Origin of the sequence: Agrobacterium genomosp. 2 str. CFBP 5494, from assembly GCF_900013495.1 — a bacterium.
GTDB classification, from domain to species: domain Bacteria; phylum Pseudomonadota; class Alphaproteobacteria; order Rhizobiales; family Rhizobiaceae; genus Agrobacterium; species Agrobacterium pusense.
This window is the reverse complement of the sequence record NZ_LT009720.1, coordinates 400,032-415,466: the sequence shown is the minus strand read 5'-3', so window position 1 is coordinate 415,466 and position 15,435 is coordinate 400,032. Positions and strand designations below refer to the sequence as shown.

The window sequence follows — 15,435 nt, the reverse complement described above, 5'->3', positions numbered from 1 at the left end:
CGAAACGAACGGACCAGGTACCGCGCGAAAGCAAGAGACCTGGTCGCGCTCTGATTACTTGATCAAGTTGCAGCCGCCAGCCTCGATAGGACGGAAGGCCTCTTTTGCCGGAATAGTTGCAAGCAACTTGTAGTAATCCCAAGGACCCTTAGATTCCTCAGGCTTTTTCACCTGGAACAGGTACATATCTTGCACACGCCGACCGTCTTCGCGGATTTTTCCTTTTCCGAGCACGACATCGTCCGTCGGCGTTTCCTTCATGAATTTGACAACGTCAGCGGTCGTCTTCGAGTTCAGCGCGGAGACTGACTTTAGATAATGTGTCACCGCTGAATACACGCCAGCATGCGCCATGGTTGGCATCGTTCCACCAAAACGGTCGGCAAACCGTTTCGACCACTCGCGAGTTGAATCATTTTGATCCCAATAAAACGCTTCTGTTAGTACCAAGCCTTGCGCAGTTTGCAGGCCGAGCGCGTGAACATCGCTGATGAACACAAGTAGACCTGCCAAGGTTTGGCCTCCCTGCGTAATACCAAATTCTGATGCTTGCTTGATTGCATTAATTGTATCGCCGCCTGCATTAGCCAGGCCAATAACTTTCGCGCCAGACGATTGCGCTTGGAGCAAATAAGACGAGAAATCTTGTCCTGGGAAAGGATGACGCACCTGACCGAGAACCTTACCACCAGCTTCCTTCACGGAAGCAGCAGTATCTCGTTCCAGGGAATGGCCAAATGCGTAGTCAGCTGTAACGAAATACCAGCTGTCATAGCCTTGCTTGACAAGTGCACTACCTGTTCCATGACCTAGTGCCCAAGTGTCATAAGTCCAATGGATGGTATTCGCGTTACATTTGCTTCCGGTGAGGTCGGACGACCCGCCCGCGGAGACTATTACGAGTTTGTCTTTTTGTTTTCCCAACTCACTGACGGCCAATGCCGCAGACGAAGCTGGCAGATCGATAATCATGTCTACGCCGCTCTGGTCAAACCATTGGCGGGCGATGTTTGAAGCGATGTCAGGTTTATTTTGATGGTCAGCAGAGACGATATCGATCTTCAGGCTTTTGTTCTGCGATGTAAAATCTTCGACAGCCATCGTCGCTGCAATAACTGATCCTTCTCCCGATAAGTCAGCGTAGGTGCCCGACCTATCATTCAGAACACCGATTTTCACGTTAATAGCATCATCCGCACTGGCCGTTCCGGCTGACAACGCCGCGATAAAAGCCGCGACAACTTTGATTCCTACTTTCATTCTCCTCACTCCCATTTTCCGAGTTTAAACTCCCAAGTAAGCCTCTAGCTTTTTGATGCTTTGTTGACTCTCGACCTCCCCCAACTCATCGATCACTCTCCCTTGCTCGACTATCAAATGTCGGTCGGCCACTGATGCTGCAGCATGAAAGTTCTGCTCCACTAGAATAATGGTGAAGCCGAGCGCTTTGAGGCGAGCAATTGTCCGGCAGATGCTTTGCACGATCACCGGTGCAAGGCCTTCAGTTGGTTCGTCGAGAAGGAGGATTTTTGCGCCCGTGCGCAGAATCCGCCCTATAGCCAGCATCTGCTGTTCGCCGCCCGAAAGCTTAGTGCCCGGGCTGTGGATCCGCTCTCTTAGATTCGGGAACAGATCGAAAATTTCACCGACTTCTAAACCACCTGACGCCACTTTAGGTGGCAACATAAGGTTCTCTTCGACATTCAAACTTGCAAAAATGCCCCGCGTTTCCGGGCAAATGGCAATCCCCTTCCGGGCGACATGTCTCGAACTCAGATGGATTAGCTCGTCCGCTTTGAGTTTGATCGACCCTGTCCGACGGGCAAGCATTCCCATGATTGCGCGGAGCGTGGTTGTCTTGCCTGCGCCATTGCGCCCAAGCAGGGTAATAACCTCGCCTTCGCATACATCAAATGTAATGCCATGGAGCACATGACTTTCACCATACCAGCCTTGCAGATCCTTCACGCTCAAGAGAGGCGTCGCGGCAACTGTGTCATTTATCCTGGAAACAGAGTTCTTATCCATGGCTAGCTCCGAGATAGGCTTCTAGGACACGTGGATCTGAAGAGACGCTTGCATAGTTCCCTTCGGCGAGCACCTTTCCGCGGGCGAGCACCGTGATCTTGTCTGACAGCGTTGAGACGACTTTTAGGTTGTGCTCGACCATTAGTACCGTCCGGCCTACCGCAACACGCCGGATCAGCTCAACGATGCGGTCGATGTCTTCGACCGCCATCCCGGCCATTGGCTCGTCAAGCAACATTAGCTTTGGGTCAAGCGCCAAGGTAGTGGCAATCTCAAGCGCTCTCTTTCTCCCGTAAGAGAGTTCGCCTGCTGGCGTCGAGGCAAAGCGTTCGAGGCCTACCTCTTCAGCAAGTGCCATGGCTCGTGGAACGAGCGATCTCAGAACAGCATCGCTGCGCCAAAAGTCCAGCGACTGCCCACGACCTCGCTGGAGAGCTACGACAATGTTCTCGGTAACTGTCATTGTAGGAAAAACTGCTGAGATTTGGAATGATCTAATCATTCCAAGTCTCGCGATCGCAGACGGAGACTTCGATGTCACGTCTTCACCGTCGAATACAATCGTTCCTTCGGTTGGGGTCAGAAACTTGGTCAGAAGGTTGAAGCAAGTAGTCTTGCCCGCACCATTCGGGCCAATCAACGCATGAATACTGCCACGCTTAATAGCAATATTTACGGAGTCAACTGCGTGAAATCCGCGGAATTCCATCCGGAGATTTTCGGCTCTTAAGATTGCATCGTCAGCCATAACGGAGAGCCTCACAACGCACTGTTGATGCGGCCAGTGAGCACTCCGAGGCATTCTAACAAGAAGTAGTCGCCCCAAATAAGTTCGCTGTTGACTGCTTTGTCATTCTTTGGATCGAAACAGCCGTCTGCTAGAATGCCGTCGTCGGTGAGGTGTCGTTCGACCAAAGCTTCGAGGCTGCGTCGCGCCGTGGCAGAATATTGAGATGCTTTGCTGGGATCGGGATGAAGCGCAGAAAGCTTCAAGAGAGCAGCAGAGGCGATCGCAGTTCCAGACGTGTCTTTTTTTGTATCCGACGTCACCGGAGCGTCAAAGTCCCAATAGGCAACCCCATCGTCAGGCAGGTGCTCGACCCACCAGTCAGCGACCTTAGTTGCGAGCTCCAACAGTTGACGTTCCTTCGGCTCAATCTGTGCGCTTAGGGCGTACCCGAGCATCGCCCAAGCTTGAGCTCTCGTCCAAATAGAGGTGTCTGAATATCCTTTATGGGTGTAACGTCTTGACAGCACGCCAGTGCCCCGATCGAAGGAAGCAGACTGCACCACACCGCCATCGGGCCGAATGAAGAATTCGCCACTCTTGTAAGCGTGGTTAAGTGCGATCTGCCTCATCTCCGGATCGCCAAGATGCCGCGCTACCCATAGCATAAGCGGCGTTGCGGGAAGCCCATCGATATTGGCCTCGCCATTTCCTACGGCATGCGCTTCTTCTGCTTCGCTACCGAGTGGGATAATACCAGCGTTGCCGTCGTACTGCTGCAAAAGTGACGCTGATGCCAGAGCCGCAAATCGTTCCGCCAACGGCTCCCGATGAAGAAGGGCACCAACAACCGCACCATAGTAAAACAAAAATCCCCGGAAAACTGTTTGGCTTTCGATTCTAGTTTCGAGCTTCGCCAGCCAGCGCTTAGCTTCATCTGAATACGACTTTTGCTGGGTCAAAGCACCCGCCAACCAGAGCTCGCCGATCCAGAACCCCCCGGTCCAAAACCCTTCAGGTGTTGTTGTCCAAACACCTGTCGTCGGATCCGCGAAATGAGGAAACCCGTCCAATCGCATTTCAATCGTTGCGTCGATACGCGAAATCATCCGCTGCATCGCGGGTTGCCAAATCTTGATGTCCTGCTTACCAACCATATCCGCCATGTCATCCTCCTCAATCTATCCGGATAGTATCTTTTCCGCGCAGCCTAAAGCGTCCTGTCAGTAATGAACTGCTCCGGAGCTACGAAACTCTTCGACCGTCTCTGCTGGAAACCCCAGTTCCCGAAGCACATCTTGAGTGTCTTCACCAAGATGTCGTGGCACCGTAGCAATCCTCAAAGGCGTCCGTGACAGGTTGAGTGGATTGCCCACTAGCCTCACGCTGCCGTAGCCAGGAACGTCCACATCCCAAAGCATCTCGTTCTGTTTTACCTGTTCGGAATCTATAGCTTCCTCAAGCGTATTCACCGGTGAGCAAAGCACGTCTTCCTTAGAGAGGCGGGAAACGCATTCAGCGGTAGCCATATTATTGACAATCGGTGCGAGCAGTGAGCCAATTTCCTGTAATCCAGCGACCTGCAGCGCGTGCGTGGAGAACTGCTCCTTTTTGCTCAAGTCCTCAATGTCAAACGCACGGCACATTCCCTGAAGCGGATTATCTCGAAATAGCGTCAAGATAAGAACCCATCCGTCAGAGGTGGGTAGGAGAATCGATTGCTTGGACCAACTCGTCCTCTTTCCATGCATTGAAAGCGTCGCTGCCTCGAGAATCTGAGCCGATACCGCGGTGGCCAACAGGGATGTGGAGACCTTTTGCCCCTTTCCCGAACGCTCGCGCTCAACTATTGCAGCAAGTATCCCCTGAGTGAGAGTCAAAGCTGTCAGGTAATCGATATATGGCGAATTCGCCAAGTTCGGCTTTTGATCATCCGAGAGACCACTTCGAGCAAGGCCACTATAAGCTTGGGCAAGCATATCCTGCCCAGGCATGTGTGCCATCGGACCAACATCACCAAATGCGTAGCCGACCGCATAGACAATGCGGGGATTCAGTTTCTCAAGCTCTTCGTAACCGAAGCCCAAACGCTCCATGACACCTGGGCGAAAATTGTGGAGTACAACATCTGCGGACTCGACCATTTTCATGAGGATGTCTTTTCCGGCAGCCGTTTTCAAATCGAGGGAGACGCTCTCTTTGTTCCTCCCGAGAGCTGCATAATAGGCGCTCATGCCACCCTGCTCCAATGCGATCGGATCAAGGGTTCTAAGTATCTCGCCCGGAGGCAGCCGCTCGACCTTGATAACCCTGGCACCAAGGTCGCTTAGCATCTGCCCAGCGAGAGGGACCTGCATTACCATGCCAAGCTCCAGGACCGTGATACCGTTCAATGCACCGGGCACTACAGGCATTTCATTTACACCCCTAAAATTCATAGCGTCATCTATTCAAAAATACTATCCGTATGGTATGTGTAAGTCAATAGTCTGTGTTTGCCGTGTCGCGCAACCTGATGTGTAATGCTAGAAAGCTTTCTTACTGGGAGGATGAGATATGGCACCGAACTTTTCCAAACTACCGCTCGGTGATTTCGAGAATTGGACGACCCCTCATGTGGCCCGTCTTCACGAAAGCCGGGTGCCTCACAAGACGTTCATTACGGAATTGAATGGTCACACCGAAACCTATGGAGAGTTTATCGGGAAGGCTCGTTCTCTTGCCAGTTTTCTCGCGAAAATTGGCGTGAGAAAAGGTGACCATGTTGCGATTTTCTGTAAGAGCACAATAGCGGCACTTCATGGCTGGTTGGCTGCTAATCTACTCGGTGCAGTCGACGCAAGCATCAACTCGAACCTGCTCGGAGATCCGTTAAAGCATGTTCTAAGCACAGCTCGACCACGAGTGATCCTCACTGAGCAGGAGTGCCTGCGAGATTTGCAAAATGCATACGGCGGATTGGACGGGCTTCCAGTGATTCTGGTCGACGGCGCCCTACCAGCACCTGACCCTTCGATAGACTTCATTTTTTACAGCTATAAAGACGCTCTCGATGAGGCACCTCTGGATTGGGACAAAGTACATGTCACGCCACTAGATCCGTGTGCAGTCATGTTCACGTCAGGCACGACTGGCCCATCCAAAGCCGTTCTAATGCCCTATGGCCAAGTTTGCATGCTCGCACAGCAGGTCATTCTCAATACGCGTCTCTGCGCTGAAGACGTGTTCTTGTGCGTTCATCCGTTGAACCACATCGCCGGGAAGTTCATGGGTGTTTTCGCAAGTTTCGTGGCTGGCGCGAGTATCGTGCTCGACAAGCGCTTTGAAGCAGCTACGTGGCTTGAAACTGTTCGCGAATTTGACGTTACGATCAGCATCGCTCACGGTCCAATGATTGAAATGATAAACCAAAGGCCGAGAACGCCATTCGACGACGGCCACTCTTTGAAGAGATTGATGTGTTGTCCGATCCCGAAATCTCTAGGATCAGCTTTCGAGGAGCGTTTCGGTCTCAAAGGGATAGAAATGTGGGGAATGACAGAGATCACGTGTCCATGCTGGACCTCGCTTGATGGCACTCGTGAAACCGGCTCATGCGGTGTCGCGATGACTGAATGGTTCGACGTCGAGATCACCGATCCAGATACCGGCAAATTTTTGCCCAACGGGAAAGTGGGCGAACTGGTCGTTAGACCAAAGCACCCCGGAACCATGATGCTGCAATATTTGAACGATGCCGAAGCAACGGTGAAAGTTTGGCGTGATCTTTGGTTTCACACGGGAGACGCCGCATGGCGAGATGAACGCGGGAACTTCTTCATTGTCGACCGCCTCCACGATAGAATCCGCCGGCGTTCCGAGAATATCTCCTCTTTCGACATTGAACAGGCAGCTCTCTCGCATCCAGGCATCCGTGAGGCAGCAGCAGTGGGCGTGCCGTCAGGCATGGAAAGTGATGACGATATAAAGTTATGCATCGTCGCAGACGCAGGCGAAACACCTGAAAATGTTTTGCGCTACCTCGCGGACCGTCTGCCGCACTTTATGATGCCACGGTACATCGAAATGCGTGAGAGCCTGCCGAGGACTTCTACAAACAAAGTAAGAAAGCGCGAACTACGCGAATCTGGTATCTCTGAAGAGACATGGGATCGACATGCGTCCGGGATACGACTGAAAGATCTTTATAGGTCCGCTCAACCCAAATAGAGTTCGGATTACGAGATAAATTGCCGTTGTTCACTGGGCTCCGACGGACGGTCGGAGCTCGAGATATCAGATATCATTTGTCGGGGCTACGAACGAGAATACCATTTAAGAACGTACTCCAGACAGTCGCGACAAATCTACGACCATCTATACCGCCTCCCCGACGATGCCATTCCAGCATCATCCCATCGTGAGTGGCAACAACTAAAGTAGCGAATTCCTTGGTAGGCAAAGTCGAAGACAGTTCGCCCGCCTTTTTGCCATCCTCGACAACTTCCTCGAGCAGGTCATATATCCGCTGATATATTTCTCTAACACGGCGATCCGCCAGATCAGTACCATCGCGGCTTTCGATTGACATTTTTATCAGACAGAGAAGCTCATCAGGCCGATCGATCCCTTGCTTCGATGCGTATTTGAAGAATGCCGCGATTTTTTCAGGAGCAGGACACTTCAGACCCTTCACGTGTTCTATAAGCGTATCGACTATATGGGATTCTGCGATGTCCAAGAGATGAAGAAGGATGTTTTCCTTGCTCTCGAAATAGAAAAACACCGCGCCTTTCGTAAAGCCCGCTGTCGATGCAATTTCCTGGAGGGTACAGGCGTGATAACCTTTAGTTACGATGAGCCCGAAAGCGGCTCGCGTAAGTCGCTGAATGCTTTCTTCGCGGAGCAGTGCTTTCTTATTGATTTTGGCTTTCGCCGCTCGATGAGCCACCATTGTTCGAATTGTCTACCTTCCGTGAGTCGTTTTGAGGTGGCAACCTAACACATATTTTGATGCCACCCCATTTGCTTCACATCGGTGGCCAACTTAATCCCGTGATCAAGAGGTCTTTTGGGATAGCCCCATCGACGATTTCATCTGCTAGCCCTGCCCGTGACAGCACAGCTCGCGAACGATCCGTATTATCCTCGACCGGCACTGGCTCAACCGAATGCGCCATCAATGGGGCTTCAACCGCAACGCCAGGCTTTGCGTAGGGATGGCGGTGCGCGTTGTGGGGATAGTTAAGCGCCTCATCGGGTGCCAGAACAGGCGACACGCAAGCATCCTTTCCACGGAAATGAGATACCCACTCATCACGGCTTCGCAGCATAAACGCGGTAGTGAACCTTTGGGTCATGGAGGCCCAAGAGCGTCGATCAAGGTGTTGCGGTGCTTCATCCTCAAAACCAAGGGCATTCCAAAGATTGAAAAAGAACCTATCCTCCAACGCCCCTACTGCAATGAACTTTCCATCAGAGCAGGCGTAACATCTATAGAATGGTGCGCTTCCGGTAAGAAGCCCATCCCCCCTTGCCGGAAGGACTGGTTGTCCCCAATCAGAGAAATGCATCGTCATTAGTGACAGGCAGCCATCCACCATCGCTGCGTCGATATACTGCCCTTTCCCGGATGTGCCTCTCTCGTTTAGTGCCGCAAGGATGCCTATGACTGCGAAAAGGCTCCCTCCCGCAAAATCCGCTAGGAGATTGAGTGGAAGCATCGGAGCTTCATTCAAAGGACCAAATGCGCCTAGTGCTCCAGAGAGAGCCAAGTAATTGATATCGTGTCCAGCCTCCTGTGAAAGCGGTCCACTTTGCCCGTATCCGGTAAGCGAGCAGTAGATTAGGCCGGGATTGAGTTCGGCCAGCGCTGCGTACCCGATACCCAATCTAGCGGCAACTCCTGGACGATAACCCTCAACGAGCACGTCTGCATCCTGCACAAGCGTGCGGAAGGCTATTTTCCCGTCTTCGGACTTTAGGTCAAGATTTATGAACGTCTTGCCACGCGCTAGTGCGCCAATGGGAAGACTTCCACTTCCGCCCCCCACAACGATGATTTCTGCCCCCATATCGGCTAGCAACATAGTACAATATGGACCAGGAGCTAGACGAGACAGATCGAGAACTTTGACGCCGCTTAACGGGCCTTTACGGGGCACGACATCGCTCATTGCCCACTCCCCATGCAAGTCCGGAAAAGAGCGGCGTAGTCTTCAGCACTTACGGGCCGAGCGTTCGTTGCCGTGCTGTGATCGGCCATCGCGCGATCAACCATCAAAGGCAAACTGTCCGCTTGGACGCCCATTTCACCTAGAGTGGAGGGCAGACCGAGGCTTTGTGACAAACGCTCGATCGCCTCTGCGACATCTGCCCCATCTGCGAGACCCATCGCGATTCTGAGCCGTCCATATTTCTCTTCAGCATAGGGCTCATTGAACCTAAGCACGGACGGTAAGATCACGGCATTGAGGGTGCCATGATGAAGCCTTAAGGGTTTCAACCCCCCAAGTGCATGGGACATTCCGTGCACTGCTCCAAGCCCTTTTTGGAAAGTCAATCCACCCTCGAGTGAGGCCATCATCATTTCTCGGCGAGCTTCTCGGTCGCCGCCGTCCTTAACGGCCCTCTCCAAGTATCGAACTGCCCTTGCAAGCCCGTCGAGCGCGATAGCTTCCGCCGGAGCGTTCTCTCTCGGGCTCAAGAAAGTTTCGATGCAATGTGTAACCGCGTCCATGCCTGTGGCCGCTGTGAGGTAGGCCGGCAGGCCAAGCGTCAGGTCAGGGTCACATATCGCCACTTCCGGGATCATGTAAGGAGAAATGAACCCGAGCTTGCGTCCGTCATTAAGTGTGATCAGCGCAGCTCGCCCGACTTCACTACCCGTCCCCGATGTTGTCGGCACAGCCACAACAGGCGGTTTGTCTCTCGTAATCTTTCCGATCCCGCCGAGGATCGCTGCGTACTGCTCCAATGCACCATGATGCGTGGCGAGAAGAGAAACAGCTTTCGCGAGGTCAAGAGAGGAACCGCCGCCGACTGCAATGATCGAGTCGCATCCTTCAGATAGAAACTGATCCCTTGCTTTCAGAACAGCGTTTTCATCCGGATTTTCAGGCGTTCCATCATAGAGTGGCGTATTTGCACTTAGGCCGGCAGCGACTTTGATTTTCTCAATTAAGCCTGCCTTCACTATCCCCACATCGGTAACAATGAGTGGGCGCGATACGCCGAGCAACGACAACTCCTCGCTGATGAGGGACGATGCTCCAAAATCGAATTGGATACGGGTCAGATAATTAATCAGGCTCATGCTTGGTTCCTCAAGACATCATAAACATGCTTGGCGATGATCAGTTGCTGGATCTCATTGGCTCCTTCGTAGATCTGCGTTATTTTTGCGTCGCGCATCATTCGCTCGACCGGGAAGTCAGTTAGGTAGCCCGCCCCCCCATGGAGTTGGACTGCGTCGGTGGTGACCCGCATCGCGGCATTCGAGCAGAAAAGCTTCGCCATGGAAGCCAGCGCTCTTGCCTCCGGCTGATCGCGATCGATGGCATCAGCGGCGCGATAAAGCAAAGAGCGCCCCGCTTCTATTTCGGTTGCCATGTCAGCGATTTTCCCGCGTACGAGCTGCAATCTCGATAGTGTCTCTCCGAATTGCTCACGCTCCGACGTATAGCGGACAGCCTGCTCGAGCGCGCCTTGGGCAATCCCGAGCGCCTGAGCACCGATCAGGACCCGCGTCCAGGTCAGCGAATCGGTGATGTAGCGGTAGCCCTGCGACGGATCACCGATTGCGCGATGTTCAGGGATTTTGCAGTTATCAAAAATTACGTCAGCGGTCGGGCTGCCCTTAATGCCCATCTTGCTTTCGCGGCTTCCAAAGGAGACGCCCTCATCATCCTTGTGAACTGCGAATAGACCAAGCTGCTTCTCGCCGCTCCGCGCAAGGACAGTGTACCAATCCGAACGAGTAGCGTTGGTGATGTAGCGCTTTTGTCCATTCAGCACCCACCCACCATCAACCTTCACTGCGGCCGTCTTGAGCGCAAAAAGGTTAGAGCCACCCGCAGGCTCCGTGAGGCAAATCGAGCCGACCACGTCACCGTCCATAGCCGGTGCGATTACCTCTTTGCGAAGCTCCTCGGATCCATGACGGCTAACCGGGACCAAACCCGCCCAGATTACCATCAAGGTGAGCGATGAAGTTGCGCACACTCGAGCCAGCTCTTCCAGTACCAAAGCCTGCGATAAAACATCACCGCCTTGACCACCGTCGCTCTCGGGAAAAGCAAGCGATACGAGCCCCAACTCCTTAAAAGCAATCAGGCTTTCTTCTGGGAAACGAGCCTCCCTATCATAGGCGGCGGCATGTAATTGTATTTTATTATTTGCGAACCGTCGCAGTACGGCGCGGAATTCTTCAAGGCTCTCAGCGTCCATGGTTTTCCTCCAACTCAATAAGCTCACTTTACATACTGCCTGGATAGTATGCAAACAGATTCTTGACCATGGAGCATTCATGATGTGAACGACAGTCCCGGACGCTGGCCTGTCATCGCGCAATCCCAGGCACGATAGGCAGTGGAAGCGATGCGAGGCGGATATAGGCGTGCTGCTAAAGGCGAACTCAGGATTTCGCGTGCACTAGGCGGGTAGCATCTCTCGCTTCGATAGACGATGTCTTGAGCCCTCGAAACCTCATCAGTGGAGCAACCGATGTGGTACCAGTGGCGTCGGATCGGAACAGTCGGGTTTTGACCCTTTCGCACTGACGCGCGTTGATGATCGGCTCGACGATGAAAATTAACGGACAACGGCACGGAAGCGCACATTGCTGACGTGCGGATTTCGGCCGATCAAAGCAGTCTTTGTCCAGATTTCTTGCGTTGGCTCATATGATTAAAATCGGCGAGGCTGCAAGCAACCTCGCCGTATCTGGCCCTTGACTTGCGCGTTCTATTTACGCGTAAAATTCGGGTGCCTTCTTGAAATTCGCCCAGGCGTCAGGGTCATGGCCGGTAACGACCGTCGCATCATGCTTTTCGGCATAGGTGCGGAGCTTCTGAACAGAGCGGACCGTGTCAACGGTCGAGGCAAGAAAGCCAGGCAAAGCCTTCTCTTCCCAGTGGTCCAGTGTGTAGGCAGCATCGATCGTCAGGAGAAGCGGTTTGCTGTTTGGCAGGCGCACCAGGAAGGACTGGTGGCCGGGTGCATGACCGGGCGTGAAGATCGTGGTGAGCGTGCCGTCGCCATAGACGTCGTAATAAGTCGTCCTGCGTACCGTTGAGGAACTGCCACTTCAGGCCCGGCTTGTCGAAGTCCTTGCGGATGTAACCGCCGCCAGCAAACCAGTCCGGTGTGAAGGCATATTCGTATTCGGAGCGCTGCACGATGTGGGTCGCATTGGGGAACGACCGATCGCGCCGGTATGATCGAGATGCAGGTGGGACTGCACGACATATTTCACATCGGCCGGATCGAAACCGAGCGCCTTGATCTGGTCAACGCAGCCCATGTTCTTATCCAGAACCGGCCAATAGACATCGCAGATACCGCCCCAGTGACCGCGCGGGTCGGTCGCGACTTCGATCGCATTGCCACCGTCGATGACGGTGTGCCCATCGGGATGGGTAATCAGGAAAAATGGGACTGGAATCTCATAGTCCGCACCATTGCCCTGGTTCATCTTGATGTTGTGTACCTTGCATTTCAGGGTACCTGACTGAAGCATATAAAGTCTGATATCGGTCACTCGTTTTCCTCCCTTGGGACTGAAGATGTTGGTGTAAGAAATGGATCAGAAAGCTTCGCGATAGAGCGCGAGTGCATCCTCTTCGCGGACTTCGACCGGATTGTTAATCAGCAGGCGGCTCTGCTTCATGGCGTCGGAAGCAAGCATTGCCAGGGTGTTGTCCGTCACGCCGACATCACGAAGGCGCCGCGGCGCACCGCTTTCATCCATCAGTTTTTCCATATGCCGGACAAAGGCGTCCGAACGCATCGCCGTATCACCCTCGCCCGGCACGCCGAGCACATCGGCAAGCTCGGCATAAAGCGACGCCGCAGCCTTGGCGTTGAAACGCAGCACTGGTCCCAGCATCAGGGCGTTGGAAAGGCCATGCGGTACGTGGTAGTGGCCACCCAGCGGATAAGCGAGCGCGTGAACGGCAGCCACCGGCGAATTGGCGAAAGCCTGACCTGCCAATGTTGCCCCCAACAGCATGCCTTCACGGGCTTTGCGATCGGTCCCATCCTTGCAGGCGGCGATCAGGTTTGCGCCAAGCAGGCGTAACGCCTCACGCGCCAGAGCATCTGATAGCGGGTTCTTTTTGTGTTTGCTGGTGTAAGCCTCAATCGCGTGCACCATGGCGTCGATACCGGTAGCCGCGGTATGAACCTGCGGCAGACCCACAGTCAGTTCCGCATCGAGAAGAACGAAATCGGCGTAAAGCTGCGGAGAAACGACACCCATCTTGGTGGTTTCACCTGTGGTGATGATCGAGATGTTGGTCACTTCCGAACCGGTTCCAGCCGTGGTCGGCACCAACACCAGCGGCAGACGCGATCCCTTGACGTTGCCGATGCCGTACATGTCTGCAAGCGTCTGGTCGGACACCAGAAGAACCGCTACCAGCTTGGCGATATCGAGCGAGGAGCCCCCGCCAAGACCGATGACGATATCGACCCCGATCTGCCTTGCGGACTCGACGCAGTCGGCAACGATGTGCTCTGGCGGATCAGCAACGACCTTGTCGAAGATCGTGACGCTGAAGCCGCTAGCGGTCAGAGCGTCGGCAATCGGTTTGATGAGGCCAGCCTTGATGAGACCTGCATCGGTAATGAGAAGTGCCTTGCGCGCCTGGAACCTGCCGGAAAGAATCTCTCCGAGGCGCTGAGCACCCCCCCACGCAACCTGCATGGAGGGAACGGTGCGGAATTCGAAAGGGTTGATGGTCATTTGATCCTCCCAGCGTGATCTCAGCCGATTGCCGAGCACAGGTATTTGATTTCAAGATATTCATCGATGCCGTAGTGCGAGCCTTCGCGGCCCAGCCCGGACTGCTTTACGCCACCGAATGGCGCGACTTCGTTGGAGATAAGGCCGGTATTGTGGCCCACCATGCCGTATTCGAGCGCTTCTGCGACACGCCATGTCCGGCGGACATTCTCGGTGTAGAAATAGGCCGCCAGACCAAACTCGGTGTCGTTCGCCATGGCAACGGCTTCTTCTTCCGTTTCAAACCGGAAAAGTGGGGCGACCGGTCCAAAGGTCTCCTCACGGGCAACCTTCATTGCCTGCGTTGCACCTGTCAGCACCGTGGGTTCGTAGAATGTCCCGCCAAGCGCATGGCGCTTTCCGCCGGTAACGACCTTCGCCCCTTTTCCAAGGGCGTCAGCAACATGATCCTCGACCTTCGCCACGGCGTCCTGATCGATCAGGGGCCCGATCAGAATACCGGGTTCGGTGCCTTCACCAACGGAGAGGCTCTCGACCCTCTTGGCCAGCTTTTCCGCGAAGGCATCGTACACGCCGGCCTGGACATAGATCCGGTTGGAGCACACACAGGTCTGTCCGGCATTGCGGTACTTCGATACGATCGCGCCCTCGACAGCAGCATCCAGATCGGCGTCATCGAAAACGATGAAGGGCGCGTTGCCGCCAAGTTCCAGTGACAGCTTCTTGATCGTCGGGGCTGATTGCGCCATCAGCAGACGACCGACTTCAGTCGATCCGGTAAAGGAGATCTTTCGCACCGTGTCGCTTTCGGTAAACACCTTGCCGATATCGCGTGCGGCGCCCGTAACCACTTGGAAGACACCGGCGGGAACGCCCGCTTCTTCGGCGAGAACACCCAGAGCAAGTGCGGTGAGTGGCGTCTGTTCAGCCGGTTTGACGATCATCGTGCAGCCTGCGGCAAGCGCCGGGGCCGCCTTGCGGGTGATCATCGCGGCCGGGAAGTTCCATGGCGTGATCGCGGCGCAGACACCGATCGGCTGCTTCAGGATGGTAATGCGCTTGTCGGTGGTCGGCGAAGGAATGGTATCACCATAAACACGTTTGGCTTCCTCCGCGAACCATTCCACGAAAGATGCCGCATAAACGGCTTCGCCCCTTGCTTCCGCAAACGGCTTTCCCTGCTCGGCAGTCATCAATGCGCCAAGATCATCAGCGTTCGCCACCATGAGATCAAACCAGCGGCGCAGTATGGCAGCGCGATCCTTTGCAGCACGGCGGCTCCAATCATGGAATGCCTTGCCTGCTGCCTCCACCGCGGCTTTCACCTCATCTGCCGATAATGAAGGAACGTGACCAATCTTCATCGATCTGGCAGGATTTTCCACCGTAATCGTCTTGCCATCCGCGGCTTTCAGCCAGCGTCCATTCACCAGGCAGGCATCACGTAATAGCGCCGAATTTTTGAGGTTGATCACCGAACCCTCCCAGGTTAAAGTTCAACTAATTGAACTTGAATCACTATAATGAACTATGGTCCAGCGTGGCCATTTATGTCAAGGAAGGCCAATGGCGGAAGTTCAGCAATCGTCGCAAATTTTAGACACTGTACCGGCGCTCAGACGTGCGGTGCGTATTCTGGATCTGGTCTCGGGTTCCCCTCGTAACCTTACAGCAGCCGAGCTGACACGCGTTTTAGATTTGCCTAAAAGCACTGCGCATGGGTTACTGGCGGTGA

General features: G+C 54.1%; 13 protein-coding genes and 1 pseudogene. 2 read left to right on the top strand and 12 right to left on the bottom strand.

The genetic code is table 11. From position 1 onward, the window contains the following. Positions 1-54 precede the first annotated feature (54 nt). From AGR2A_RS26545 to AGR2A_RS26525, 5 genes are read right to left on the bottom strand one after another with little or no spacing between them, the layout of a single operon-like run. On the bottom strand, positions 55-1,260 hold the full coding sequence (locus AGR2A_RS26545; RefSeq protein ID WP_080823571.1) for an ABC transporter substrate-binding protein: 1,206 nt from the start codon (positions 1,258-1,260) through the stop codon (positions 55-57). 24 nt (positions 1,261-1,284) lie between these two features. Continuing rightward, positions 1,285-2,028 carry an ABC transporter ATP-binding protein gene (locus tag AGR2A_RS26540; RefSeq protein WP_046802456.1) on the bottom strand — a complete coding sequence of 248 codons (744 nt, stop codon included), beginning with the start codon at positions 2,026-2,028 and terminating at the stop codon, positions 1,285-1,287. Beyond that, complete coding sequence (locus AGR2A_RS26535) at positions 2,021-2,776, bottom strand: ABC transporter ATP-binding protein (RefSeq protein WP_072493475.1); 756 nt, start codon at positions 2,774-2,776, stop codon at positions 2,021-2,023. Before AGR2A_RS26535 ends, AGR2A_RS26540 begins: the two co-directional genes overlap by 8 nt. An 11-nt stretch (positions 2,777-2,787) precedes the next feature. After that, positions 2,788-3,921 carry a glycoside hydrolase family 88 protein gene (locus AGR2A_RS26530; protein ID WP_052760294.1) on the bottom strand — a complete coding sequence of 378 codons (1,134 nt, stop codon included), beginning with the start codon at positions 3,919-3,921 and terminating at the stop codon, positions 2,788-2,790. A 57-nt stretch (positions 3,922-3,978) separates the two neighbouring features. Then, a complete protein-coding gene (locus tag AGR2A_RS26525; RefSeq protein ID WP_072493664.1) occupies positions 3,979-5,169 on the bottom strand; it encodes a CaiB/BaiF CoA transferase family protein in 1,191 nt (396 codons plus the stop codon). A gap of 142 nt (positions 5,170-5,311) precedes the next feature. Here AGR2A_RS26525 and AGR2A_RS26520 point away from each other — a divergent pair, with 142 nt between their 5' ends. Further along, entirely contained in the window at positions 5,312-6,964 is a 1,653-nt protein-coding gene (locus AGR2A_RS26520) for an AMP-binding protein (RefSeq protein WP_080823568.1), read from the top strand. Between the two features lie 73 nt (positions 6,965-7,037). Here the strand turns inward: AGR2A_RS26520 and AGR2A_RS26515 are convergent, their stop codons facing one another. The 7 genes and pseudogenes from AGR2A_RS26515 to AGR2A_RS26485 form a co-directional block, all read right to left on the bottom strand. Next, positions 7,038-7,688, bottom strand: coding sequence for a TetR/AcrR family transcriptional regulator (locus tag AGR2A_RS26515; RefSeq protein WP_052760297.1), 651 nt, complete (start codon positions 7,686-7,688; stop codon positions 7,038-7,040). Positions 7,689-7,764: 76 nt separating this feature from the next. Then, positions 7,765-8,910, bottom strand: a complete 1,146-nt coding sequence (locus AGR2A_RS26510; RefSeq protein WP_072493474.1) for a CaiB/BaiF CoA transferase family protein — start codon at positions 8,908-8,910, stop codon at positions 7,765-7,767. Further along, positions 8,907-10,049 carry an iron-containing alcohol dehydrogenase gene (locus AGR2A_RS26505; protein WP_046802459.1) on the bottom strand — a complete coding sequence of 381 codons (1,143 nt, stop codon included), beginning with the start codon at positions 10,047-10,049 and terminating at the stop codon, positions 8,907-8,909. The genes AGR2A_RS26510 and AGR2A_RS26505 overlap by 4 nt, the downstream gene beginning before the upstream one ends. Next, the gene (locus AGR2A_RS26500; RefSeq protein WP_046802460.1) at positions 10,046-11,182 is read right to left on the bottom strand and encodes an acyl-CoA dehydrogenase family protein; all 1,137 of its coding nucleotides are present in this window, start codon (positions 11,180-11,182) and stop codon (positions 10,046-10,048) included. Before AGR2A_RS26500 ends, AGR2A_RS26505 begins: the two co-directional genes overlap by 4 nt. Before the next feature lie 520 nt (positions 11,183-11,702). After that, positions 11,703-12,494: pseudogene (gene attM, locus AGR2A_RS26495) on the bottom strand (AttM family quorum-quenching N-acyl homoserine lactonase). Between the two features lie 45 nt (positions 12,495-12,539). Beyond that, positions 12,540-13,700, bottom strand: coding sequence for an iron-containing alcohol dehydrogenase (locus AGR2A_RS26490; protein ID WP_080823566.1), 1,161 nt, complete (start codon positions 13,698-13,700; stop codon positions 12,540-12,542). 20 nt (positions 13,701-13,720) lie between these two features. Further along, positions 13,721-15,175, bottom strand: a complete 1,455-nt coding sequence (locus AGR2A_RS26485) for an NAD-dependent succinate-semialdehyde dehydrogenase (RefSeq protein WP_080823565.1) — start codon at positions 15,173-15,175, stop codon at positions 13,721-13,723. 55 nt (positions 15,176-15,230) lie between these two features. Here AGR2A_RS26485 and AGR2A_RS26480 point away from each other — a divergent pair. Continuing rightward, positions 15,231-15,435 (top strand): helix-turn-helix domain-containing protein (locus AGR2A_RS26480; protein WP_139786423.1); only part of this gene is annotated, 205 nt, incomplete at its 3' end.

What these genes read in the sequence shown, in the direction of transcription:
- AGR2A_RS26545 (WP_080823571.1), bottom strand. Translation starts at nt 1,260, where the DNA reads ATGAAAGTAGGAATCAAAGTTGTCGCGGCTTTTATCGCGGCGTTGTCA.
- AGR2A_RS26540 (WP_046802456.1), bottom strand. Translation starts at nt 2,028, where the DNA reads ATGGATAAGAACTCTGTTTCCAGGATAAATGACACAGTTGCCGCGACG.
- AGR2A_RS26535 (WP_072493475.1), bottom strand. Translation starts at nt 2,776, where the DNA reads ATGGCTGACGATGCAATCTTAAGAGCCGAAAATCTCCGGATGGAATTC.
- AGR2A_RS26530 (WP_052760294.1), bottom strand. Translation starts at nt 3,921, where the DNA reads ATGGCGGATATGGTTGGTAAGCAGGACATCAAGATTTGGCAACCCGCG.
- AGR2A_RS26525 (WP_072493664.1), bottom strand. Translation starts at nt 5,169, where the DNA reads ATGCCTGTAGTGCCCGGTGCATTGAACGGTATCACGGTCCTGGAGCTT.
- AGR2A_RS26520 (WP_080823568.1), top strand. Translation starts at nt 5,312, where the DNA reads ATGGCACCGAACTTTTCCAAACTACCGCTCGGTGATTTCGAGAATTGG.
- AGR2A_RS26515 (WP_052760297.1), bottom strand. Translation starts at nt 7,688, where the DNA reads ATGGTGGCTCATCGAGCGGCGAAAGCCAAAATCAATAAGAAAGCACTG.
- AGR2A_RS26510 (WP_072493474.1), bottom strand. Translation starts at nt 8,910, where the DNA reads ATGAGCGATGTCGTGCCCCGTAAAGGCCCGTTAAGCGGCGTCAAAGTT.
- AGR2A_RS26505 (WP_046802459.1), bottom strand. Translation starts at nt 10,049, where the DNA reads ATGAGCCTGATTAATTATCTGACCCGTATCCAATTCGATTTTGGAGCA.
- AGR2A_RS26500 (WP_046802460.1), bottom strand. Translation starts at nt 11,182, where the DNA reads ATGGACGCTGAGAGCCTTGAAGAATTCCGCGCCGTACTGCGACGGTTC.
- AGR2A_RS26490 (WP_080823566.1), bottom strand. Translation starts at nt 13,700, where the DNA reads ATGACCATCAACCCTTTCGAATTCCGCACCGTTCCCTCCATGCAGGTT.